Annotated in this window: 27 protein-coding genes; 13 read left to right on the forward strand and 14 right to left on the reverse strand. The window is 53.8% G+C overall.

Going from position 1 to position 22327, the window contains the following annotated elements:
• Positions 1 to 100 precede the first annotated feature (100 nt).
• Both nei and ABA45_RS13560 read right to left on the reverse strand, forming a co-directional pair.
• Complete coding sequence (nei, locus tag ABA45_RS13555) at positions 101 to 937, reverse strand: endonuclease VIII (protein ID WP_048386935.1); 837 nt, start codon at positions 935 to 937, stop codon at positions 101 to 103.
• 75 nt (positions 938 to 1012) lie between these two features.
• Entirely contained in the window at positions 1013 to 1651 is a 639-nt protein-coding gene (locus tag ABA45_RS13560) for an SDR family oxidoreductase (RefSeq protein WP_048386938.1), read from the reverse strand.
• 121 nt (positions 1652 to 1772) lie between these two features.
• Between ABA45_RS13560 and ABA45_RS13565 the strand changes: the two genes are divergently transcribed.
• The 3 genes from ABA45_RS13565 (at position 1773) to ABA45_RS13575 (ending at position 4580) form a co-directional block, all read left to right on the forward strand.
• Complete coding sequence (locus ABA45_RS13565) at positions 1773 to 2867, forward strand: hypothetical protein (RefSeq protein WP_048386939.1); 1095 nt, start codon at positions 1773 to 1775, stop codon at positions 2865 to 2867.
• Positions 2868 to 2974: 107 nt separating this feature from the next.
• Complete coding sequence (locus ABA45_RS13570; protein ID WP_048386944.1) at positions 2975 to 3424, forward strand: hypothetical protein; 450 nt, start codon at positions 2975 to 2977, stop codon at positions 3422 to 3424.
• 481 nt (positions 3425 to 3905) lie between these two features.
• Complete coding sequence (locus ABA45_RS13575; protein ID WP_264753041.1) at positions 3906 to 4580, forward strand: DMT family transporter; 675 nt, start codon at positions 3906 to 3908, stop codon at positions 4578 to 4580.
• A gap of 30 nt (positions 4581 to 4610) precedes the next feature.
• On the opposite strand, the gene gloA is transcribed toward ABA45_RS13575, so the two are convergent.
• The 3 genes from gloA to ABA45_RS13590 all read right to left on the reverse strand — a co-directional run bounded on the left by gloA (position 4611) and on the right by ABA45_RS13590 (position 7234).
• Positions 4611 to 5156: a lactoylglutathione lyase gene (gene gloA / locus ABA45_RS13580; protein WP_048386945.1), complete on the reverse strand. Its 546-nt coding sequence runs from the start codon at positions 5154 to 5156 to the stop codon at positions 4611 to 4613.
• A 189-nt stretch (positions 5157 to 5345) separates the two neighbouring features.
• Entirely contained in the window at positions 5346 to 6353 is a 1008-nt protein-coding gene (gene trhO, locus ABA45_RS13585; protein ID WP_048386946.1) for an oxygen-dependent tRNA uridine(34) hydroxylase TrhO, read from the reverse strand.
• Positions 6354 to 6505: 152 nt separating this feature from the next.
• Positions 6506 to 7234 (reverse strand): DsbA family protein, encoded by a 729-nt coding sequence (locus ABA45_RS13590; protein ID WP_048386947.1) that lies wholly within the window; start codon positions 7232 to 7234, stop codon positions 6506 to 6508.
• Positions 7235 to 7358: 124 nt separating this feature from the next.
• Here ABA45_RS13590 and ABA45_RS18935 point away from each other — a divergent pair, with 124 nt between their 5' ends.
• Positions 7359 to 7532: a DUF6435 family protein gene (locus ABA45_RS18935; protein ID WP_014872159.1), complete on the forward strand. Its 174-nt coding sequence runs from the start codon at positions 7359 to 7361 to the stop codon at positions 7530 to 7532.
• A 54-nt stretch (positions 7533 to 7586) separates the two neighbouring features.
• Here the strand turns inward: ABA45_RS18935 and ABA45_RS13595 are convergent, their stop codons facing one another.
• Positions 7587 to 7931, reverse strand: a complete 345-nt coding sequence (locus tag ABA45_RS13595) for a chaperone modulator CbpM (protein WP_048386949.1) — start codon at positions 7929 to 7931, stop codon at positions 7587 to 7589.
• Between the two features lie 13 nt (positions 7932 to 7944).
• A complete protein-coding gene (locus tag ABA45_RS13600; RefSeq protein ID WP_048386951.1) occupies positions 7945 to 8898 on the reverse strand; it encodes a DnaJ C-terminal domain-containing protein in 954 nt (317 codons plus the stop codon).
• A gap of 185 nt (positions 8899 to 9083) precedes the next feature.
• Here ABA45_RS13600 and ABA45_RS13605 point away from each other — a divergent pair, with 185 nt between their 5' ends.
• On the forward strand, positions 9084 to 9527 hold the full coding sequence (locus ABA45_RS13605; RefSeq protein ID WP_048386953.1) for a YtoQ family protein: 444 nt from the start codon (positions 9084 to 9086) through the stop codon (positions 9525 to 9527).
• A gap of 70 nt (positions 9528 to 9597) precedes the next feature.
• Here the strand turns inward: ABA45_RS13605 and ABA45_RS13610 are convergent, their stop codons facing one another.
• The 4 genes from ABA45_RS13610 to ABA45_RS13625 are packed head-to-tail and all read right to left on the reverse strand — an operon-like array spanning position 9598 to position 11780.
• Positions 9598 to 9981, reverse strand: a complete 384-nt coding sequence (locus tag ABA45_RS13610) for a DUF2750 domain-containing protein (protein WP_048386955.1) — start codon at positions 9979 to 9981, stop codon at positions 9598 to 9600.
• Positions 9982 to 10024: 43 nt separating this feature from the next.
• A complete protein-coding gene (locus tag ABA45_RS13615) occupies positions 10025 to 10936 on the reverse strand; it encodes a homocysteine S-methyltransferase family protein (protein ID WP_048386957.1) in 912 nt (303 codons plus the stop codon).
• 51 nt (positions 10937 to 10987) lie between these two features.
• Positions 10988 to 11419 (reverse strand): DUF3010 family protein, encoded by a 432-nt coding sequence (locus ABA45_RS13620; protein ID WP_048386959.1) that lies wholly within the window; start codon positions 11417 to 11419, stop codon positions 10988 to 10990.
• A 16-nt stretch (positions 11420 to 11435) separates the two neighbouring features.
• On the reverse strand, positions 11436 to 11780 hold the full coding sequence (locus ABA45_RS13625; RefSeq protein ID WP_048386961.1) for a PBPRA1643 family SWIM/SEC-C metal-binding motif protein: 345 nt from the start codon (positions 11778 to 11780) through the stop codon (positions 11436 to 11438).
• A gap of 105 nt (positions 11781 to 11885) precedes the next feature.
• Here ABA45_RS13625 and ABA45_RS18940 point away from each other — a divergent pair, with 105 nt between their 5' ends.
• From ABA45_RS18940 to ABA45_RS13635, 3 genes are all read left to right on the forward strand, one after another.
• Complete coding sequence (locus tag ABA45_RS18940; RefSeq protein WP_157035553.1) at positions 11886 to 12044, forward strand: hypothetical protein; 159 nt, start codon at positions 11886 to 11888, stop codon at positions 12042 to 12044.
• 1 nt (position 12045) lies between these two features.
• Positions 12046 to 13053, forward strand: coding sequence for a zinc-dependent alcohol dehydrogenase family protein (locus ABA45_RS13630; protein WP_048386962.1), 1008 nt, complete (start codon positions 12046 to 12048; stop codon positions 13051 to 13053).
• 87 nt (positions 13054 to 13140) lie between these two features.
• Entirely contained in the window at positions 13141 to 13761 is a 621-nt protein-coding gene (locus tag ABA45_RS13635) for a flavin reductase family protein (protein WP_048386964.1), read from the forward strand.
• Positions 13762 to 13894: 133 nt separating this feature from the next.
• Here ABA45_RS13635 and ABA45_RS18635 read toward each other — a convergent pair whose 3' ends face one another.
• Positions 13895 to 14071: a CCGSCS motif protein gene (locus ABA45_RS18635; RefSeq protein WP_084708351.1), complete on the reverse strand. Its 177-nt coding sequence runs from the start codon at positions 14069 to 14071 to the stop codon at positions 13895 to 13897.
• Positions 14072 to 14300: 229 nt separating this feature from the next.
• On the opposite strand from ABA45_RS18635, the gene ABA45_RS13640 reads away from it, so the two are divergent.
• Positions 14301 to 15509, forward strand: coding sequence for an MFS transporter (locus ABA45_RS13640; protein ID WP_048386966.1), 1209 nt, complete (start codon positions 14301 to 14303; stop codon positions 15507 to 15509).
• A 68-nt stretch (positions 15510 to 15577) separates the two neighbouring features.
• Here ABA45_RS13640 and ABA45_RS13645 read toward each other — a convergent pair whose 3' ends face one another.
• Entirely contained in the window at positions 15578 to 16411 is an 834-nt protein-coding gene (locus ABA45_RS13645; protein ID WP_048389081.1) for a helix-turn-helix domain-containing protein, read from the reverse strand.
• Between the two features lie 231 nt (positions 16412 to 16642).
• On the opposite strand from ABA45_RS13645, the gene ABA45_RS13650 reads away from it, so the two are divergent.
• The 4 genes from ABA45_RS13650 (at position 16643) to ABA45_RS13665 (ending at position 21149) form a co-directional block, all read left to right on the forward strand.
• Entirely contained in the window at positions 16643 to 17782 is a 1140-nt protein-coding gene (locus ABA45_RS13650; RefSeq protein ID WP_048386968.1) for a tyramine oxidase subunit B, read from the forward strand.
• Positions 17783 to 17880: 98 nt separating this feature from the next.
• Positions 17881 to 19173 (forward strand): NAD(P)/FAD-dependent oxidoreductase, encoded by a 1293-nt coding sequence (locus tag ABA45_RS13655; protein WP_048386970.1) that lies wholly within the window; start codon positions 17881 to 17883, stop codon positions 19171 to 19173.
• Between the two features lie 37 nt (positions 19174 to 19210).
• A complete protein-coding gene (locus tag ABA45_RS13660) occupies positions 19211 to 20617 on the forward strand; it encodes an APC family permease (protein ID WP_048386972.1) in 1407 nt (468 codons plus the stop codon).
• Between the two features lie 46 nt (positions 20618 to 20663).
• On the forward strand, positions 20664 to 21149 hold the full coding sequence (locus ABA45_RS13665) for a hypothetical protein (protein ID WP_048386973.1): 486 nt from the start codon (positions 20664 to 20666) through the stop codon (positions 21147 to 21149).
• 143 nt (positions 21150 to 21292) lie between these two features.
• Here the strand turns inward: ABA45_RS13665 and ABA45_RS13670 are convergent, their stop codons facing one another.
• Positions 21293 to 22288, reverse strand: coding sequence for an NADP-dependent oxidoreductase (locus ABA45_RS13670; protein WP_048386974.1), 996 nt, complete (start codon positions 22286 to 22288; stop codon positions 21293 to 21295).
• Between the last annotated feature and the right edge of the window lie 39 nt (positions 22289 to 22327).

Below are 22327 nucleotides of genomic sequence, written 5' to 3' on the forward strand. Positions count from 1 at the left end.
GCTTGAGGGAATGTGGTGCGAAAATGATCAGTTCGAGCAAGCTGATTACTTTATGATCAATCCGTAGCATTGAGCGAGCAAGAGCCAGCGCCCTAAAATTTCAATCCGCTTGACACAGGGGGCAATAATACAACCGCCGGCTGGCAACGCTGATTTTTACGATGGGCGTCTCGCATTCGTAGCAAGGCGCGGAGTCGCGATTAAACACCATAAATCGACGCTGAGAAAAGGTACGCCCTTCCCGCTTTAATTTTTTCACTCGTTCAGGATCGTTGGTAATGCCTTTCAGGCGGTAAGTTCGTTCGATCAAAACCAGAATGGCCTTGGCCAGCCGCTCACGGGCTTCTGATGACAAGTCCTTTGGCTTTATGGACGGCATCAAGCCCGCTTCAAACAGAATTTCCGAACGCAGATAATTGCCCACGCCAGCAACAAACCCTTGGTCCAAAAGCAAACCGCCTAAGCCGCGGCCGCGAAAGCGCTTATCATCAAATTGCGCGAGCACGTTTTCAACTGAAATGGTCTGGTTGACCGGGTCGGGCCCTAGACGCGCCAGATACACCACCTGCTCCAAATCGTCAGGCCGCACCAGTCGAATGTCAGATGCGCTATAAAGCCAAGCGGCTTTGTCTGACCCGACAACCGCAAAGCGCAGTTGGCGCCCGGTTTTTGGTTGAGCATCCGCCTTGCTAATGCGCCACTGGCCGTAAAGCTGGTTATGGCTGTATACGCACCAAGGTCCGTCGTCGCCGAGGGCCGAAAAAAACACCAGTACGGCTTTACCGCGGGCCTCTACCGCCGTTACCAGGCGGCCGGCCAAGGTTGGTTCAAAACTCTTGAAACGGTCGAAGGCGAAAAACACCTTGTCCGCCTTGCATTGGCCAACGGCGTTTTGAATATCGTCGACCATGCGACGTATCTCGGGTCCTTCAGGCACTGTTGTTCTCCATCACTGTTCGCCGTGGATTAAATTGTCATTCAACCTACGGGGCTAACAACAGAACCGATGACATCACAGCGCCGCCAACGCCTCATCCACCTGGGTAGTGCCAGAAAGCACTTCGAATGTGCGGTTATCGCAGTTGTCTGAATTCAACACCGCCAGCAGTACATTGGCTACGTCTTCCCGGGGAATGTCGCCCGGGCGGTCCAGGTTTTCACGAATATCAACCTTACTGCTACCGGAATCTTCAGTAAGTGGGCCGGGACGTACAATCGTGTAGGTCAGGCCGCTGGCCATCAGATGCTCGTCGGCTTTATGTTTTGCTTCCAGATAATGGCGAATCTTTTCAGGGGCGTCGCCAGGCTTGTCTGCGCGCATACTGCTGACAATTATAAAGCGCTTGATACCCATTTTTTTTGCGGTGTCCATCAGATTGATGGCGCCGTTCTGGTCTACGTCGACGGTTTTTTCAGGGCCGGTTTTGGGGCCTGAACCTGCGGTAAAAATAACCGCATCACAACTGCGTAACGCTTCGCGGCAATCACCTTCCAGGTTGCCCACCACGGTTTCGGTAGCGCCTAGTTTTTGCAGATCAGGCCCCTGCTCCGGGTCACGAATCAAGGCTCGTGCTTCGTGCTCGGTGTCTGCCATCTTTTCCAATAAATGACGGCCTATCTGGCCATTGGCTCCAGCAATTAATACCCGCATGATGTGATCTCCTGTTGCAATGACTTAATAGTGAACCTAATGATCTCTGTGCGCCAACGCGCTCTTTCAAGGCCTGACGAAGCTGCGTCGTAACTAAGTGGAAACCAGGGAGGAACAAAAGATGAAAAGACTCTTCGCTATTTTTGTATTGGCCGCCTTACTGGCCACTTTTTTCAGCCTTGCTGCCGAACCCGTTCCGGTTGAGCAAAAACTCATCCGCATTAACGCCAACGATGTGCTGGGCGAGTTTCCCGGCATTGAGCATGAATCCGTTGATTTGCAAGCTGTTCTAGCCGATATGGCTCAGGATCCGCTGCTGGTACTAAAAGCAAGAGCCGCAATGTTGAAATACCCGGTTATGGCGCGCCAGCTGCTACAAATTTACGGCGGCGAGCCGGAATTTCAGGACATTCTGCGGCAACATGGCGATTCGGTGTTGCCGCCCATCCACTATTTTGTGTCCAATCCTGTTGGATCCATTGAATGGATGAACAGGGCCGGCACGCAATATCAGCTCTTCAAAAAATGGTTTACCGATCACGAAAAGAGCTCAACGGACGTTGATTCTGTAAAGCCACTAACACCCACCGAGCGCGGCTGGTATGCGGTTCAGTACATTCATACTGAAGGTCATGATTTTCTAGGCCAGTTTCTGGTTAATCCTGAGGGCAAGGTTGAATGGCTTGCTAGTGAGCGTGTTCTGGAAGGCCTGAACCAGTTTTTCGCCGGTGGCCTGCGCCAACTGGAAAAACGCCATCGCATGGATGAACCTATTGGAGCCGGTGACATTGGCTGGGCAGCGTTGGATGTGGTGGTATTCGCCAGCGCGGTGAAAGTTCTGCGTATCGGCCGATTCGCTGCCGCAACCACCCAGAATGCCAGCCGCGGCACGCGTTCTGCGGCACTGGCAGTGCGTTTCAGCCGCGGTAGCCGCTTAGTGCTCAGCAGTGCCCGCTATGCCAAATGGCCGCTGATTGTAGGCGCAGGCTATCTGGTTATCACCCACCCCAGCCTGATTAACGACCTCCTGGTCGAGCTGGCTGACGTGATTGGCGCACCGGCCTTACTGATTCAGTGGGTTGGTTGGTTATTGCTACTAATGCCAGCTCTTTATCTTTTACGCGGCCTTCTTTGGCTGATAACGCCTCTGTTACAAGCTGTACTTTGGAGTATCGGGCGTCTGCTAGCGCAGCTTAGCGGCCGCAGCGCGGCGTAAAGACGTTCGCAACCCCGCGGTGCGTGACATTGTCACTGAACCCTCGACCACAGTGCCCTATGGTGGATGCATGCCGAATTCATCCAATCATTCAGGAGTTCCAAACTATGATGAAATCACTCAAAGCACTGGCGGTAGTAGCTGTAATGTCAGTGACGGCGATAGCCCCAATGGCTGTACATGCGGGAGATCAGCACATGATTGACGAAGTACTGGTGATTCTGTCCAGCGAATCCCTGCAAACCCAGGGCATGGCGATGGTACTGTCTAACACCATGGCCCAGAAGGGTGCCAAGGTAAACGTATTACTGTGTGACAAAGCTGGCGACCTGGCCTTGAAAACTTACGACGCACCGGCTTTAAAGCCGAAAGACGTGACTCCAGGCCAGATGCTCCGCGGCCTGTTGAAGCAAGGCGGCACTGCCAACGTATGCGCGCTTTACCTGCCAAACAGCGATTACAGCAAGGACGACCTGCTGAGCGGCGTGGGTGTGGCTACGCCACCGGAAATGGCAGAACAGATGCTGAATTCAGAAATGCGCACATTTACCTTTTAAATCCATAGCGGAACAATACAGCCAGCGTTTGAGGAGGGATTTGATCCGTCTAGGAAGTCCCCCGATAGATGCTCGGGAATTGATAAAAAGGTAATCGGAAAGTGACAAAGGCCGCGCAGGAAACTGAGCGGCCTTTGTTTTATTTTGAACACACACAAACGGGCTAGTAGCAACATGCCCCAACGCCTATCATAGCTTCCTTTCTTTTTGCCGGATGTTCTTATGCTCAGGGGCGTATTACTAATCGCATTTGCGGCCGTGCTTTGGTCGACTACCAGCATCGTCGCTAAATTTCTGTTTGCCAGTTCTGATCTGGGAGGCCTTACACTGGCCTTACTCAGATTAATGGTGGCTCTGCCATTTTTCTGGCTGCTAATGCGCCGCGAGCAGCACCGGTTGGCCCTCCAGCACCGGCAAAACCCGACAGACGGCCCTGCGCCAGATTCCGTTAAAGGCCCTGATACCGCTGGCCGGGCTGGGCATTTTTCAGGCTGTATACCAGAGCAGCTACCTGGTAGCGGTAGACTTAACCGGTGCCGCCATCGCCACGTTGATTTCACTGTGCCTGCCACCGGTTTTTGTAGCCCTGCTGGCGGCCCCCATACTGGGTGAAAAACCGGGTGCGATTACCCTGGCGGCGCTGTTCGTGGCTATAGCCGGTACCGTTATGCTGGTGTTGAGCGATGTGGAAACCGCCGGAACATTGCGCCTGGCAGGTATTCTAATGTCGCTGCTGGCCGCGGCTGTTTACACTGGATTCAACCTGACCAGCCGTTACAACTCTGCGCGAACGCCGGTGTTTACTACCGCTTTTCTGTGTTTCTTCACCGCAGCGTTGGTCTTGCTGCCAGCGGTCTATTTCAGCGGCGGCTTTGCCGATGTGCAAAATTTGCAATGGCAGCACTGGCTGATGGTGATTTACATCGGGGTAGTGCCAACCTGTATTGCTTACCTGTGCTTTTTTGACGGTATGCAGACAACGCCGGCCACCCTGGCCAGCATCATTGTTATTTTGGAACCCTTATTTGTCGCACTATTGGCATGGCTGATTCTGGGCGAGGAATTGGGCACGATAGGTATTGCGGGCGCATTTATACTCACCGTAGCGGTAGTGGTCGCGTCACGCTACGGTAACCCACCACGGCCAGCCACCTAACGAGTGAGCGTTGAAGGCTGACTGCACGCGTCAGTCTTTGCGCTGGTACTCAAGCATATCGGGCTGCAGAATTTCAATCCAGTAGCCGTCTGGGTCTTTGATAAACGCCAAGCCCTTCATCTGGCCGTCATCCGGCTTTTTCACAAAATCGACGTGCAAAGCCTCGAACCGATCACAAGCCGAGTAAACATCGGGTACTGCGATACCAATATGGCCAAAGCCCTGGGGCTGGTCGTTGCCGTTGTGGTAAGCAAAATCGTCGTCGTTCTCGGTGCCCCAGTTGTGGGTCAACTCCAACATGGCTTCACGGCCAAAGGTGTAAGTGGTGCGATAGGCATCGTCGGTCGGAACGGTGCTGGCCTGACGCTCATCCAGATACCCCAGAAAATACAGAGTGAACTTCATCTCCGGAAAGTCCAGTTTGCGGACCAAACGCATACCCAGAACCCGACTGTAAAAATCCAGGGATTTTTGAGGATCTTTTACTCGTAACATGGTCTGGTTAAATACGAAGCCTTCGGTTTCTGGCACCGGCTCGTGATGAAGTCCGGGCGCCTGTTCAAAGTGTTTTGGCATGATAAAAACCTGTTGGTAAGCCGCGCAACGCCTATAAGCACGCAGCCAATGAATGGCAGGTGTACAAGATTGATTGTGATCTATTGAGAGCTTTTCAAGGTTAACCCTTAAATCGGCCATGTCACTTTTACGCGCCCAAAAGCGTCGAAGCCGACACCCAAAGCGCGGGCTAAAAGCTCTAGCAGACGATCAGGAACGGGCTTTTTCACCTTCCAGACTGAGTTTGGCCTGACGTGCGCGCTCAACTTGCTTGCGTTTTTTTCGTTCAGCAACAACGCGGGCCGCATCGCCTCCCACGTGAACTTCTCCACGCTCCTCGGCCAGACGCATTTGCCGTTCGCGCTCGGCAAAGCGCGCCTTTTGAGACTCGGTTGAAACACCAGCGCACTGATGACAGCTCACGCCTTTGTTATATTCCGGCCGCAGCTTGTCATTTTCAGTGATCGGGCGACGGCAGGCGTGGCACTGGTCGTTCTCGCCACGCTCAAGACGATGATTGACGGTAACCCGATCATCAAAAACGAAACATTCACCTTCCCACAAGCTTTTCTCTTCCGACATCTCTTCCAGGTACTTTAAAATGCCGCCTTTTAAGTGATAAACCTCGTCAAAGCCCTGCTCTTTCATATAGGCCGTCGATTTTTCACAGCGGATACCACCGGTGCAGAACATGGCGACTTTCTTGTGCTTGGCCGGATCAAGGTTCTGTCTTACGTATTCGGGAAATTCGCGAAACGTATCTGTAGCGGGGTTGAGGGCGTTTTTGAAGGTGCCAATTTCCACTTCATACTGGTTGCGGGTATCAACCAGCACCACCTCAGGATCGGAAATCAATTCGTTCCACTGCTCGGGATTCAGGTAGGTGCCCACGATGCGCTTTGGGTCAATGCCTTCAACGCCCATGGTGACAATTTCTTTTTTCAGCTTGACCTTAGTGCGCTTGAACGGCTGCTCGCCGACAAACGATTCCTTGTATTCAATGCCGGCAAAACGGTCATCGCTGTTAATCCAGGTCTTTACCGCGTCAACACCCTCACGGCTGCCGGCTACGGTGCCGTTAATGCCCTCGCCGGCCAACAATAATGTGCCACGCACACCCCTTGCCAGCATCAGGTTCAGCAGCGGCTGGCGAAGGGCCTGGTAGTCGTTCAAAACCGCGAATTTATACAGCGCACACACAACAACGGAATCAGTCATAGCAATCTCCTGCGGGCCGGATCGTAAATCCGGAGCATGGTTGGGGTAGTCGGGTATTCAAACAGGGGGGTGATTTTAGTCAATTAAGGCGATGGATCAAGTCAGGAGTGGCCGCAGCAGTGCACTGCTGCGGCCAGGTATCACCAAAAAAGTCAGCGGCTGATAGCCAGTTCGCGTTCCACCACAGCCGACAGCTGCCCCCAGCCCGGGCGGGTCAGGACGATGTTATCAACCATCACAGTAGGCGTGCTGACCACTCGCAGCTGGGTTGCCACTTTGGCGCTTTGTTCGATGGCCTCGCGGTGCAGTTCGGTGGCCATGCAGCGGCTGAAGCGATTTTCACTCAGGCCAAGGTCGCCGGCATAGCGGGTAAACGTTGCCTGCGGATCTGATACGCCTGCCCAGGCCGACTGATTGCTGTACAGTGCATCGTGCATGGACCAAAAGGCGTTCTGGTCGCCCGCGCAGCGAGCGGCCTCGGCAGCCGCCATGGCGTTAGCGTGCTGTGATAACGGCAGCTCAAAGTACACAAAACGCACCTTACCGCTTTCCACGTACTCTTTTTTCAAGCGTTGGCTAGCGTCGGCGAAGCGGGCGCAGGCCGGACACTGATAATCCGCAAATTCCCGCACCACAACCGGCGCATCAGCGGCACCCACTGAAACACCAAATTTGTCCAACTCGGCTGGAAAATCCGACGTACCTTGTTTTGCAACTGGCAGCTCATTGGAATCCGGCGACGGGCCAGACATTATAAAAAATAGGCCTATCAACATGGCGACGACCATCAAAGTCATAACACCCAAGGCCAGCGAGCGCTTGCTAGCCGGTTTACGAACGGCAGCGGAACCGCTGTGATGACGACGTTTTGCTTCACCCATGAAAACCAACTCCGTTGTGTATTAAACGCTTAGCAGTAGAGCATAACCGGTAGTGCCGACCTAGTCATCGGATTCGATGTATTTGCCGTATACACCTAAAACTCTACTCACCAAGGAGGAATCAATGTTGGGATTCTTTAAAAGCGATCCAAAGAAAAAATTGCAAAAAGCGTATGAGGCCAAGTTAGAGAAAGCATTGCACTCTCAGCGCAATGGTGACTTACGCACCCACAGCACGTTAATGGAGGAAGCAGAAAAGCTGTATGCGGAAATTCAGGCGCTCGAAAAGAGTACCTAAACGCGATAAAATGGCGCCACTGTTATGAACACGCGCCCTGTAATGTTGTGTCGCCTATTCCCCTGATATCTGCCGCAGACGTTGGTTCAGGCGGCTCACTTCCCTACGCATTTGCTGAACTTCATCCAGCAAATCGAGCGATACGGCCAGACCCGGCAAATTCAGTTTCAGATCCTGCTGCAATCTCAGGGCCCGCTGCAGGCGAGTTAAGGCCATCACATCGAATTGCCAGTCCAGTGGAAAGTGGTGCTCTTCGATGGGCGACAGAATGCCGTAATTCACCAGCTTAATCACGAATTCTGCGTGACATTCACCACGCTCGCAAACTTCGTGCAATGTAAACACGCCACCGTCGGCATCGGTAATTTCGACAGTCAAAATGCGGTCTTGTCTGCTCATCCCAAACCTCCGGTTACACGTGCAGTTTGGCGCGTGGGTTGAAGTCTTTTTCAGCGTCTGCCAGCTGTTGGTAAATGGCCAGCGCTTGTTCCGAATGCTCTTCAGCTAGCGTCACCTGCAAAGTCACAATCTGATCTCCCACGTGCTTGCCAGGCAAGCCTTTGCCTTTCAGGCGCAGCTTGCGACCGCTGGAAGAACCTTTCGGTACCTTCACACTCACTTTACCACCGACCACTGGCACAGTAATGCTTGCACCTAACGCACCCTCCCACGGGCTGATAGGCACAGTGATCAGTACATCGTTGCCTTCTACTGTGAACTGCGGATGGAGCGCCAGTTCCACTTCGATAAACAGGTCCCCGGCGCTGGCACCACCCACACCGGGCGAGCCCTGGCCTTTCAGGCGTATGTGCTGACCCTCGCGCATACCGGCGGGAATTTTGACTTTGAGAGTTTTCTGACGCGCCACTAAGCGGCCACGCTCGTCTGCATCGTGAACAGCGAACGACACCTGCTTATCGCAACCTTTGTAGGCTTCTTCCAGAAATAGCGCCAGGCGGGCATGAATGTCTTCACCGCGCACGCGTATGTTCTGACGAAAACCGCCGCCACCGGTTTGCTGGCCACGACCAAACATCTGCTCGAAAAAATCGCTGAACTGGCTGGCATCGGCCTCGGTGTAGCCACCGCGACCAAAACCGGACTCACTCTGCCAGCCAGGGGGTGGCTGAAATGAACCGTCAGGTTGGGCGCCGTATTTGCGTAACTCGTCGTATTCGGAGCGTTTTCCCGGGTCCTTCAGAACTTCGTAGGCTTCACCAACATTTTTGAACATGTCATCGGCGTTGTCTTCCTTGCTCACGTCCGGATGATATTTCCGCGCCAGTTTGCGATAGGACTTTTTAATGTCTTCGGGAGAGGCAGACTCGCTCACACCGAGTACGGCGTAGTAATCTTTGAAATCCATAGAGTTCCTCGCAGCGGCTCAAAGATGGTTATCCTATTATCTATCATCGGCCCAAACCGGAAAATTGCAAGTGAGTCCTAGGTGTTAAAGGCTTGAAATGAATCCCCCCGCCCACTCACGTATGATGAGGTCTCGTTTATTGGCACCGCAGTTAATCTGCTCAATTATTACCTCAGGAGAATCCCATGATCTGGACTGTCTATCTTTCTGGCGAAATCCATACAGACTGGCGTGAACAAATTGAGGCGGGTGCAGAAGCGGCCGGCCTGCCCGTCGAATTCACCGCTCCGGTCACAAACCACGCAGCCAGCGATGCGGCAGGCGATATGCTGGGCAAGCCCGATGTGGCGTTTTGGCGCGATCACCAATCCTCTAAAGTAAACAGCATTCGCACGAAAACGATGCTGGAACAGTGCGACCTTGCCGTGATTCGCTTCGGTGACAAGTACAAACAGTGGAACGCCGCTTTTGACGCCGGGTTCTGCGCCGCCATGGGCACGCCTTACATTACCCTGCATAACGACGACATTGTTCACCCGTTGAAAGAAGTCGACTCCGCCGCCATGGCGTGGGCACAGACGCCAGAACAGGTGGTTGAGGTTTTGAAATACGTGACTGCGACTGGGTAAAAATAGGATAGGGGACAGATTTGAAATCTGCCCCCTAGCTTTGGGATTTGAAATCTGCCCCCCACCTTACCTAAAAGCTCGACATCTCTTCTTGCAGATCGCGCTTTAATTCTTCCGGCGAGGTTATCCACAAAGTACCCTCTGCGCCGGGGAACACGCCCACTTCCAATTTGTCTTTGGTCAGGCCCGGTACCCATTTTTTGAAAAAGTCTGGCAGGGAAATGCTCTTCGGGGTCAGATCGTCTGATCCCTTGGCATACTCCGCGGCGAATTCGGCGCTGGGCCACACCGGCACGTGCGCCACGCCCTCCTCTTCTGAAACAAGTTTCAGAAAACGGTTGTCGGTATTGATCAGTATCCAGATATCCCGCTCTTCAAGCACAGCGCTCAAAAAGTAGTCGTAGCGCTCTTCGCCGTTCATTTCGAGCACGTCGGTTAATTCGTTACTGCTCATAAAAATTCCATCAATTTAAAAATTTAAACTCGAGTTTTCTTGCTCAGGAGTTTGGCACCGGCCATTGGGAGAACCGAATAAACTCATAGTCGTCCGCAAGCGTCTCTACAATGTGCCGCACATGCTCCGGTGTAATCTCGCAGCAGCCGCCAATAACGGTTGCCCCATCAGCTAGCCACTGGCGCACATGGGCCACATAGGCCTGTGGAGAAATATCTTCCCGCGCCTCCAAGGCATCCACTAAACCACCCCGCGCCATAGCCTCCACCGACTTAAAGGCGTTGGCATAACCACCCACGCAGGGGTGCAATCTAACCAGCTCGGGCATGGCAGCAGAAATTAATTCGGGGTCACAGCAGTTGAGCATTACCGCCGTAGGTGAGTACGGGGAAACGGCGGCAACCGCCTCAGCCAGGGTTTCACCAGACTTTAGCTTGCCGTCCGCCTCAAGGCGAAACGCGACGGAAAAAGGCTTGCCCAACTCGCTCGCAGCGGCGCAGGCCGCACACGCTTCCAGGGTATTGGTCATGGTTTCAATCAGCAGAACGTCAGCCACGGCCTGCTGTTTTACCAGCACCGAGTATTCATCCCGCAAATCCTCAAACGAACGCGCGGGCTGGCCCTGATAACTTCCGGCCAGGGGCGGCAGACAACCTGCAATATCCACACACGCGCCTGTGGCTTCTACAGCCTGCCCCAGCAATTCGAACGCATTTTGATGTATGGTCACCAACTGTTCCAACTGGCCGTGCTGAAGCAAACGGGACGGCGTGGCGGCATAAGTGTTGAGGGATAACGTTTTGGCGCCAGCGCGGATAAAGTCGGAGTGCACCGCGACAACCACGTCTGGCTGCTCGTGCATAACCGCAACCGACCATAGCGCTGAACTAACGTTGGCAGCACGCCGATAAATCTCTTGGCCGAGGCCACCATCAAGAAGCACTACAGGGCGCATAAAACGGTTTAACTCCTCAAAATAAAAGTATGAACTTGAGCATTGCTGGCGTTACTTTGCCATATGCCCCACATAAGCCGCTGTAAATGCGGTTTCCTGAAAAATCTTCAAACCGGTGTCTGCAAACGGAACAGGCAAAGGATTCGATGAGAGCGTCGATTTAATCAGTGCAGGCGGAAGCAGAACAACCCCAACGTCAGCACCGGTCATTAATTGAATAGCGGCTTCCAACTTGAAGCTGATGGCACCGCCAGCGAACTTCCCTTTTGGCATACGCTCTTTAATAGCTACTCTATTAACGTTGTGCTCCGTCAAAAACGCCACGAACGATACTTGGAACTCCTGCAAATCAGCACGGGTATGGTTTTTCTTCAAGCTTAACTTACGAACCTTACTGTCTGGCAGACTGAAATGCCCCTGATCCAGGTTCAGCAAACACACCACAGCATCGCTGCCGGTTAATTCAACGCCACAAACGCGCATACAATATCCCCGCGGCTTAACCGCAGCACTTTTTGAATTTAACACCGCTGCCGCAACTGCAAGGATCGTTTCGGGCCGGTACCTGGGCCTGCGTTACGGTTACGCCCTTGTCCAGAATGGTCGTTAGCTCGGCAGTGGATTCAACCGCACCCGCGCTTTCATCTACCGTAATGTTGGCGAACAGATCTGCTTCAGCCACCAGAGCTTCAACTTCCTGCTTTCGTGCTTCACTGGTAACAACCAGCGTTAACGGGAACTTCTTACTACCCGGCTTCTTGCTGGCATTGGTCTGAAAACCGCCGCGCGCCGTATGGTGCTGACGGGCATCCTGCCGGCCTTTAAAAAAGAACTTGTCGGACATGCTGCTATCTCTGATGGGTAAAACCGATGTGCCCGAGCCTATAAACGCAGGTTGCTGTCGGGGGAAAATGGTTTTAACACGGTTATCGAGCAGGATATATAGTAGATGGTGGAAAATACGATGTTGTTTGGCGCATTTAAGGTGCGTAAACAGGAAAACTCTCTGCTGGCTCCCGCAGTACACGTGTTCATTGTCATTAGCCAAAAGACTTCAGTAAGCTTCAGGCTCAAAACGACACCCGCAGCAGCAATCAAAGGCCATTAATATGAAAAGCATTACTCTTTCAAGCCCCGGCGGCCTGGAGCACCTTAGCCTTAACAATAGCGCGGAACCCGGCGCGCCAGGGCCTGGCCAAATGCGGGTCCGAATTCATGCCTGCTCTCTTAACTATCACGATTATGCGGTGGTTGTTGGGGCCATCCAAACCGAAGACCAACGCATCCCCATGGCGGATGGCGCGGGCGTTGTGGAGGCCATTGGTGAAGGTGTCAGCGAATTCAAGGTTGGCGACCATGTGGTGTCAACCTTTTTCCCTGAGTGGCTTACTGGCTCTGCCCCCATTGATAATTTCAGCACCACGCCCGGTGACGGCCAAAATGGTTACGCTCGCGAACAGGTCGTGCGCTCAACCAACTGGTTTACCCACGCACCGAAGGGCTATACCCATGCTGAAGCAGCCACCCTGACCACCGCTGGTTTAACAGCATGGCGAGCACTGGTCGTTAATGGTGGCTTAAAAGCAGGCGACACCGTGCTCACGTTGGGCACCGGTGGGGTGTCTGTGTTTGCACTGCAGTTCGCCAAGTTGATGGGCGCACGAGTTATTTCCACGTCGTCTTCAGACGAAAAACTGGAACGGCTAAAAGCGCTGGGTGCAGATCACACCATCAATTACAAAACAACGCCGGCTTGGGGCGCACGAGTCCAAGAGCTGACAAACGGCGTGGGTGTTGATCACGTTATCGAAGTAGGTGGCCCTGGCACTCTTCCGGAATCCATCGATGCCGTTCGCATTGGCGGCCATATCGCGCTTATAGGCGTACTGACCGGCCGCGCTGGCGATATTCCTACCGCAAAACTGATGGCGAAACAGGCCCGGCTGCAAGGCTTGATTGTGGGCAGCCGGACCCATCAGCAAGAGATGATTCGCGCGATTGAAGTGAACGGCATGCACCCGATTCTTGACCGGTCTTTTGCGCTGGAGGACATCGCTGATGCTTTTCGCCATGAAGAATCCGGTAAGCACTTCGGGAAGATCTGTCTGGAGTTCTAATACGGACGCCTGGTTTAACCGGCCACTCCTAACAGTGAGCTGGTTACACCCATGCGCAAAGCACGAGTTTGTTATCAGGAGTTTGTTATGCCCGAAGATATACACTTCTACGAACCCGCCAATGGTCACCGACTTGCACACGACCCATTCAATGCCCTAGTGGCACCGAGGCCGATTGGATGGATCTCAACGAAAAGCCGTGACGGCGCGCTTAATCTTGCGCCTTATAGCTTTTTCAATGCCTTCAACTATATTCCCCCCATCGTCGGATTCTCCAGCGTCGGCTACAAAGACTCCGTGCGTAATGCGGAAGAAACCGGTGAGTTTTGCTGGAATCTGGCGACTCGTCCTCTGGCAGAAGCCATGAACCAAACCTGCGTCGCTGTAGGACCTGACGTCGATGAGTTCGCTCTTTCAGGGCTGACACCGAAGCCTTCGCGGATTATCTCTGTGCCGCACGTGGCGGAAAGCCCGGTAACATTTGAATGTCGGGTCACGCAGATTATTCAGTTGGCAGGCGTCGACGGTCAGAAGGTCAATACCTGGATGGTGTTCGGCGAGGTGGTCGGCGTGCACATAGCGCAACACCTGCTGCGGGAAGGCGTTTACGATACGGCAGCGGGCGAACCCATTCTTCGCGGCGGCGGACCGGCGGACTACTTTGCAGTGAACGCGTCGCAAAAATTTCAGATGCATCGGCCGAAATAAATCAGCCCCGACTTAACCAGAGTGCGTTAAATTTCGCTGCGTTAAAGATAGCGGCCCTAACATCAAGAAGGTGCAAACAGTTCGCGCGCGTTTTTGCACCCTCAGTCATTCAAAAAGCGATACCGCTATCGGCTTACGAGCAAGAACCGCAGCAAACGCCCGGGTCGCCGTGCTTGCCTTTCTTTTTGGGCGCCATTTTGGCGTCAACAGCGGCTTCTTCTTGTGCTTTTGGGTCGAAGTGCTGAGCTGAATCAGCTTGCACTGACTCGGCTTTTTTTCCTTTGAAGACATCTTTAAATGATTGAACCATTGGATTGCACCTCGGCTGCGATCTTTAACATTTATTTATAATGAATCTTATTGGTTGGACCAAAAGTAGTCAAGAGGTTCTTTTGCCCGCGGGGGGGGGGGGTGGCTGCGTTAAAAAAACGCTAAAACCCGGCTTCCATTCATAGAGGGGCTTCTGCGACCTATGTACAATGCTCCTCACGCTAATTCGTTGTTGCGAATCAACCTTTCGAAACCTTCACTAGACCATTATGCAATCATCAACGACGAACACAGACCCTCATAGCTTATCAGCATCCCTGGTATTTCTCGGCGCTGCCTTCGCCTTCAGCGTGGTGATGATCGGTACCACCATGCCAACTCCGCTTTACCCAATCTATCAGGATGCTTTCGGGTTTTCCCAGCTGATGATTACCATTATTTTTGCCGCGTACGCCTTCGGCGTCATTGCAGCGCTGGTTATCACCGGGCGCTGGTCTGATCAGCTCGGGCGCCGGCCGTTGCTGTTTGCCGGCATCGCGTGTTCGATTATCAGCGATTTGGTATTCTGGCAGGCCGACGGGCTAGTAATGATTCTTGTGGGCCGTGTCCTGTCCGGGCTCTCGGCCGGTATTTTTACCGGCACCGCGACCGTGGCCGTGCTGGAACTGGCACCGCCGCACTGGCGTGAGCGGGCCACATTTTTTGCCACCGCCGCGAATATGGGCGGATTGGGCCTTGGCCCTATGCTTGCGGGCGCACTTTCACAATACCTGCCCTCTCCACTGCAATTAACCTACTTGATACACATCGCGCTTGCCCTTCTGGCATTCATCTGCATCTGGCGAGCCCCGGAAACCGTAACAAGACCAACTCAGCCAAAGCTGTCACTTCAGCGCCTGAATGTGCCCCCGGAAGTACGCGGTGTGTTTGTGCCCGCCGCCATCGCGGGCTTTGCTGGTTTTGCGGTTTGTGGCTTCTTCACCTCGATAGCGCCAGCGATGATGGGCAATGTGCTGGGCTATGATAACCGTCTATTAGTCGGCGTTGTCGCGGGCAGTATCTTTATTGCCTCAACACTCGGCCAGTTCCTGCAGGATAAACTGCCGCTGCGCCGACGTTTACCCATCGGGTGCGCTACGCTCGTTGCTGGCGTGACGCCCGTAGCGCTCGGTATCTATTCTCAGTCGCTCACCCTATTCATGGCCGGTGCAGTCATCGCTGGCATGGGCCAGGGAATCGCTTTTCGCGCCGGCCTGGGCGCTATAAACGCTGCTTGTCCGCCGGCGGAACGCGCCGCGGTAACCTCAACCTTCTTTATTGTTGCCTACATCGCCATCTCAGTACCGGTGATTGGCATCGGCTTGATGGCCAGCCTGCTCAGCCTTAAGGCAACCGGTATTATCTTCTCCGTTTTCGTTGGCGCTATGGCAGCCGTGGCATTGCTGATTCTTCTATGGCGTGATTACCGCAGAAACTGATGGGCAATATCCTGCGACAATTAAGCCCTAGATTGATGCATGACCGCCCGTAAACGGGCCATTTTAGTTCAAAAATACCGAATGCGTTGAAGGTAGGTTATCTGCTTTACTTGCTGCTGGTACTCAACCGGTGTCGCCGATACAAACTTCTTAAACTCACGCAAGAAATGGGGCTGATCACTGAAGCCAAGGTCACATGCCAAGTCCGAAAACGCGACATCATCACGATGATTGATGTCGTAAATGGCAGATTGGCAACGAACAATGCGGCTGAACGCTTTAGGTGACATTCCCAGGTCAGTGAGAAATTGCCGTTGCAACGTTCGGCCGCAGTAGCCGGTCTGTTCTTCCAGTTGCGTCAGGCAGATATCTCCTTTTTCCTCGCAAATTCTATGGACAGCGTTCAAAGTCAGTTGCGAGATTTTACGCACGCTTTTACCCCTGAGAAATTGCTCTAACAGCGCAACCTTTCCGGCGAATTCCGGCTGATTAACTATCTGATCAAAAACCGGTTCTGCTCCCGCTACCGCGTCAAGAAAACCCACCTGATGGTCCACGAGGTCATCCACAGATACGTTCACAAAATCCGGTGTCACACCCAGTGAAAATCTCACCCCAAAATAATCGTGGTCGCCCTTCAGGTAACCACTGCGAGCTTCCAGCGGTGTGCCATATACCCGCGCGCTAGGGTTGGTTTTATCGCAGTCAAAAAGGATATCGACACAGCCATCCGGAACCGCAAAGGTCTTCTCGCTCAGCGGTTTCGTCTTAAAGCTGTAGAAGTGAGAAATAGCGGGTTGGTCTGACAACACAAGGTCGTAATGCTTGGCTGCGCTTAGCACAAACCAGGGCTGTTTCGAGTGGATACTCGCGACCTTGCTATGGCTGGAAACAATCGACATAGGACTTACCATCTGATTCTGACCCCAAATCGCTTGCAAAGTTTGCGCCACACCAAAAGTAACACTCGCCAAAAATCCCATGTCGCGAAAATTCAATACGCACTAACTCGCACTCAATAATATTGTCCTCGATCGCTTTAAAAGCATCCTTAAATGCGAGAAACCGCAGAACACACTTTGCAGTTATCCAACAGGATGCTAATCCAGCAACTCACGTTTGTAGGAAATATCATGTCAGAGCGCACACAACTTAATTTTATTTACCTGTCCGAGCCGGACATGATCAAAGCGGGGGTTACCGATATGCCCTCCTGTGTGGACACCATGGAGGAGATGTTTGCGCTCCTGCACCAGGGCGATTACCGCATGGCCGGCCCTAACAATGATTCGCACGGTGCGATGATTACCTTCCCGGAACAACCCACTTTCCCGAACATGCCCACCAACACGGCTGACCGACGCCTGATGGCGATGCCCGCCTACCTGGGTGGCGACTTCAAAACCTGCGGTGTGAAATGGTACGGGTCCAACATCGCTAACCGCGAGAAGGGCCTGCCACGCTCCATCCTGATGATGACCCTCAATGATATTGATACTGGCGCGCCACTGGCGCACATGTCAGCCAATCTTCTGTCGGCCTATCGCACAGGCGCTATCCCGGGTGTCGGCGCCCGCTACTTGGCTCGCAAAGACGCCAAAGTCATTGGCCTGCTGGGCCCGGGGGTCATGGGTAAAACCTCGGTCGCTGCCTTCATCGCCGCGCGGCCACAGATCGACACCATAAAAATAAAAGGGCGCGGCCAAAAAAGCCTCGATGATTTTATCGGCTGGCTGAAAGAAACCTACCCGCAAGTTACCAACATTCAGGTGGTCGACTCTATCGAAGAAGTCGCAACGGATTCCGACATCATCTCCTACTGTAATTCAGGCGAAATAGGGGACCCGAGCACCTACCCGATCATCAAGCGCGAATGGCTGAAGCCCGGCGCCTATCTGGCTATGCCTGCCAGTTGCCGCCTGTGCGAAAACATGGCGGGCACCGGTGTGCGCAAAGTAATGGACAGCATTGGCCTGTATGAAACCTGGTACGAAGAACTTCCAAAACCCAGCCACCGCCACATTCCGTTAGTGGGCATGCAGTTTATGGACATGATTGCCGAAGGCCAGATGGACAAGGATGAACTGGAAGATCTGGGAGCCATCGTTTCCGGCGACAGCCCTGGCCGGCAGAACGATGAGGAAATCATCATCATGTCAGTCGGCGGCATGCCGGTCGAAGACGTGGCCTGGGCGACCAAGGTATACCGCAACGCCCTCGAAAAGGGCATCGGCGTCAAGCTGAATCTCTGGGATGCACCGGCAATGCGCTGACCGCAGCGAAACTGATTCCCCAAATGCACGGCTAACAACACACAACGCACTGGCAGCCCTCTATTGAACCCAGTCGTGCCAGCTTCAGGAAACCCCCTATGACTAAAACACTAGAGCCCGTCCATACATCCGACGAGCTGCCACCTTCGACCAGTGTGGTGATTATCGGCGGTGGCATTGTTGGTGTGACGGCCGCACTGGCGTTGGCAGAGCGCAACATACCGGTGGTATTACTGGAAAAAGGCCAAATCGCCGGCGAGCAATCGTCTCGCAACCTCGGGTGGATTCGTAAAACCAGCCGTCACGCTGAAGACGTCACGCTGGCCCAAGCTGCGGATCGGCTGTGGGCCGAAATGCCCGAGCGCATCGGCAGCACCGTTGGATACCGCCAAACCGGCATCATGTTTCTGGCCCGATCGCAGGAACAAATGGCCATTCACGAAGCCTGGCACCAATCCGTCGCTTCATTAAAACTGGATTCTCAACTGCTCACACCTGGCGAGATCGACTGCCATGTTCCCGGTGGTAAAGGCAGCTGGAAAGGCGGTATCTACACGCCATCCGATGGCCGCGCGGAACCCGCCATTGCCGCCAGTGCTATCGCTCGGGCAGCCGTAAAAAAAGGGGCCACACTGATTCAGAACTGTGCCGTGCGCACGCTCTCCCTCTCTGCTGGCAAAGTTGCCGGGGTGGTAACCGAAAAAGGCGAAATCCGATGCGACCAAGTACTGCTGGCCGGTGGCGCCTGGTCAGGTCGCTTCCTGAAAAACATGGGCGTCTCCTTGCCGACCCTGCCCCTGATTTGTTCTGTTCTACGTACCCGGCCTATGGACGGCCCCACCGATATCGCAGTGGGCGGCCCCGATTTTTCCTTCCGTAAACACCAGGACGGTGGCTACATCATTACCCAGCGGGGCAGACTTGACGCGCCAATAACACTGGACCATCTGCTGATTGGCTGGCGCTATCTGGATCAACTACGAAGCCAGCGCAGTTCCCTCAACATCAGCTTTGGCCGGGCCTTTTTCAAGGACCTCGCGCTCGCCCGGCGCTGGGGGGCGACCAACAAATCTCCGTTCGAACGCATCCGCACCATGAACCCGGACGTCAACCCTGCACTCAATCAGGATGCCCTTAGCAATCTTACGGCCGCCTGGCCCGTGTTTGCCCAGGCTGAAGTGGCGGAAGCCTGGGCTGGTCTGATTGATGTAACACCAGACTCCATCCCCGTAATCGATCACGTTAACGCTATTCCCGGCCTGATAGTCGCAACCGGTTTTTCCGGCCACGGCTTCGGAACCGGACCCGCTGCCGGGCAGCTGGCAGCAGACCTGTTAACGGATACAACTCCCATTATTGATCCGACTCCCTATCGGTTCGACCGATTCTGACATCGCCTGAATTGTGCCTACAAATGAGGAAAGAAGAATGAGCAATATAGGAAACATAGAAAGCACGATCACCACTGCCAAAACAGTTGATCGAAGCGCCGCAAAACCACTGAAGATGGGCTTACCAACCATGATGGCCATCGCGATCGGGCTGGTAATTGTCCAGGGCGCGATGATTTCAGCAACCCAGGGTATCGGCATAGGTGGCATGAGCTTCATTGCCGCCATGGTGATGGCCCTGATCATCGCTCAATTCAACGCCATGAGTTTTGCCGAGTTGTCGCTGATGTTTCCGCAAGAAGGCACCTTGGCCACCTATACCCAAAAAGCAATCGGACACTTCCCGGCCATTCTCGTTGTGTTTGCGGGATACGTAATGGTGGCGCTACTGGCCATGCCGGTGGAAATGTTCCTGGTCGATGTCATGCTGGGCGAGCTACTACCCGGATTCCTGCCCGAAAAAGTCGCACCGCTGCTGATTCTGGCGGCTCTAGTCATCACCAATCTAGTGGGTTCGGACATTTTTGCCCGCGTTCAAAATCTGCTTGCCTTTATCCTGGTGACTGCGCTGATCCTGCTGGGACTGCTGGCCATCACGGGTATCAGTGAACCACACCCGGTGCTAACCGGTACCCCGGTAGACTGGAGCTTTGGCGGCGTAATGGACGGCAGTTTTATTAGCCTGGTGGCCCTGGCCATGTGGCTGGTAGTGGGCGTTGAATATATTTGCCCGTTGATCAATGACGTAAAAAACCCGCAGAAAAATATCCCTCGAGCAATGCACCTGTCCTTGTTCGCGATTTTCTTTATCTTTTTGGCCTTCGTCATTGGCGCGAGCTTCTACCTGGACACAGAAACCCTGACCGGATCGCCCATTCCCTACCTGGACTATGCCAATGCCGTGTTTGGCAAGAGTGGCCTGCTTATCGCCACGGTAATGGCGTTGGCAGCCACCTGCAGCACCGTTAACACCCTACTGGCTGCGATTCCACGCATGCTGCACGGCATGGCCATGCAGGGCCAGGCATTTCCGCAACTTAAAGCCACTAACCGCTTTAATGTTCCCTGGGTAGCAACCCTGATGATTGCAGCATTGACCACCATTCCGTTCATGCTCGTTAACATCGATTCCCTGATCACCCTGGTAATTGCGGCCACAACCAGCTATCTGATCGCCTACATGGTGGCCCATATCAACGTGATGGTTTTGCGCAAGCGCATGCCTGACCACAAGCGTCCCTACCGCACCCCTTTCTACCCACTGCCACAGGTGCTTGGCATTGCCGCCATGATCTTTGTCGCCCTGAACAACTCCCCTACCCCCGAAATGACCGTTGCGGTTTACAGCATTACCGGAGCCATCCTGCTGGTGCTTGGCGTGATCTCCGCGCTATGGGTCAAGTTTTATATGAAACGCGGGCTATTTGAGCCAGATACGCATTAACCCGAAATTCAGTTAACACGCACTCTACTCATGGAGGAACGAGCAAATGAATAGAATACTCAAACCGACGTTATTCACGATGCTGATCGGTTCAACAATCGCCGCAGCCCCGGGCGTGGCCTCGGCTTACAACCTCGTAGACAAAGACGAGTCCGCGCTGAACCTGGATATTGAACTGGTCCTCGGCCATTTCAGCAGCGGTGAAACTTATGGGAATAGTGATGCCAGCCCATCCTGGACAGAGGGTTACGCAAAGTACGGCCTGTCTGGCAGTCACTCCATCGGCAGCGGCACTCTTTTTGGCGCTGTTAACGCGCTTTCGTCAGGCACCTGTGGGGACGGTGACGCACTGGGCGTTACCAATGGCGACAACGACGCCACCGAGCTCGACCTATGGGTCGAGTGGGCCGCCATGGATCATTTAATCATTAGCCCGCTGATGGGTTTCTATACCCCGGACTCCAGCGCCAGTAACCAGGGTAACGACGATACCAACATTTATGCTCAAGTAATTGCGGTCGTTCCATTCTGAGGGCAACAGCAGAACGACTGGCACTGTTGATCAGCATAGCTCTGACAACAGTTAAAACCGCCGCTTTAAACCTTGGTTGTTCAGGCGAAACGCCTGAACAACCAAATACCGATCACCTCAAGGGGTAATGGGTAGTTTCGCAATCAAAGCCTCACCATCAGCTTACCTTTGTTGTCACCGGTCAGGAACAGACTCAGACCGCCCATGGCCGACTCCAACCCCTCCAGAACGTGTGCCCGGTATTTGACCTCCCCGCGCTGAACATAAGGCGCAAGTTTCGCCTGCAGCTCTCCTGCCTTATGCATGTGATCGGGCATAGTGAAACCCTGAATGCTAAGGCGTTTTTTGATGATTCGCATCCAGTTGGGGCCGGGGCTCGGGTGTGCGGAGGTGTAATCAGCAATCATGCCGCACACCACAATACGGCCGTGCGCGTTCATCCGCTCGAACACAGCGTTTTGGATCGGGCCACCGGTGTTCTCGAAGTAAACATCGACACCGTCTGGTGCCAGCTCATCCAGTTTCGCGCCCAGGTCGTCGATTTTGTAGTTCACGGCACCGTCAAAGCCGAGCTCGTTGATTATCCAGCCTGCTTTCTCATCGCTACCGACCACGCCGATTACCCGTAAGCCTTCGGCTTTCGCCAGCTGGCCAACAATCGAGCCAACGGAGCCAGCCGCGCCGGACACCACCAGCGTTTCACCCGCTTTCGGATCACCGCAGCCAAACAAACCCTGAGTGGCCGTCAGCCCTGGAAGGGCAAATACCGACAGCGCCATTTCCGGTGGTATTTTCTTGTCGACCTTGTTCACGCCTGTTCCGTCTGTGAGGGCCATTTCCTGCCAGCCAAACATCCCCATCACTTGGTCGCCCACGGCGAAATCAGCGTGATTGGAGGCAACCACCTCACCAATGCCTGACGAACGCATCACTGTGCCCAACTCTACACGCGGAATGTAACTGTCGGTGTCGGCGGTCATCCAGCCCATCATGGCGGGGTCAAGGGACATATAAGCCTGTTTGACCAAAAATTCGCCGTCGGCCGGTTGTGGCGTTGTTTTCTCCACCATCTCAAACAATTCCGGGCCGATATGACCCTCGTTCCGTTTCACCAGATTAATCGCTTTGTAGGTACCCATAACTATGATTCTCCTGTGATGACTTGTGGCCCAATTGTC

The sequence above is a fragment of the Marinobacter psychrophilus genome, from assembly GCF_001043175.1.
GTDB lineage: Bacteria > Pseudomonadota > Gammaproteobacteria > Pseudomonadales > Oleiphilaceae > Marinobacter > Marinobacter psychrophilus.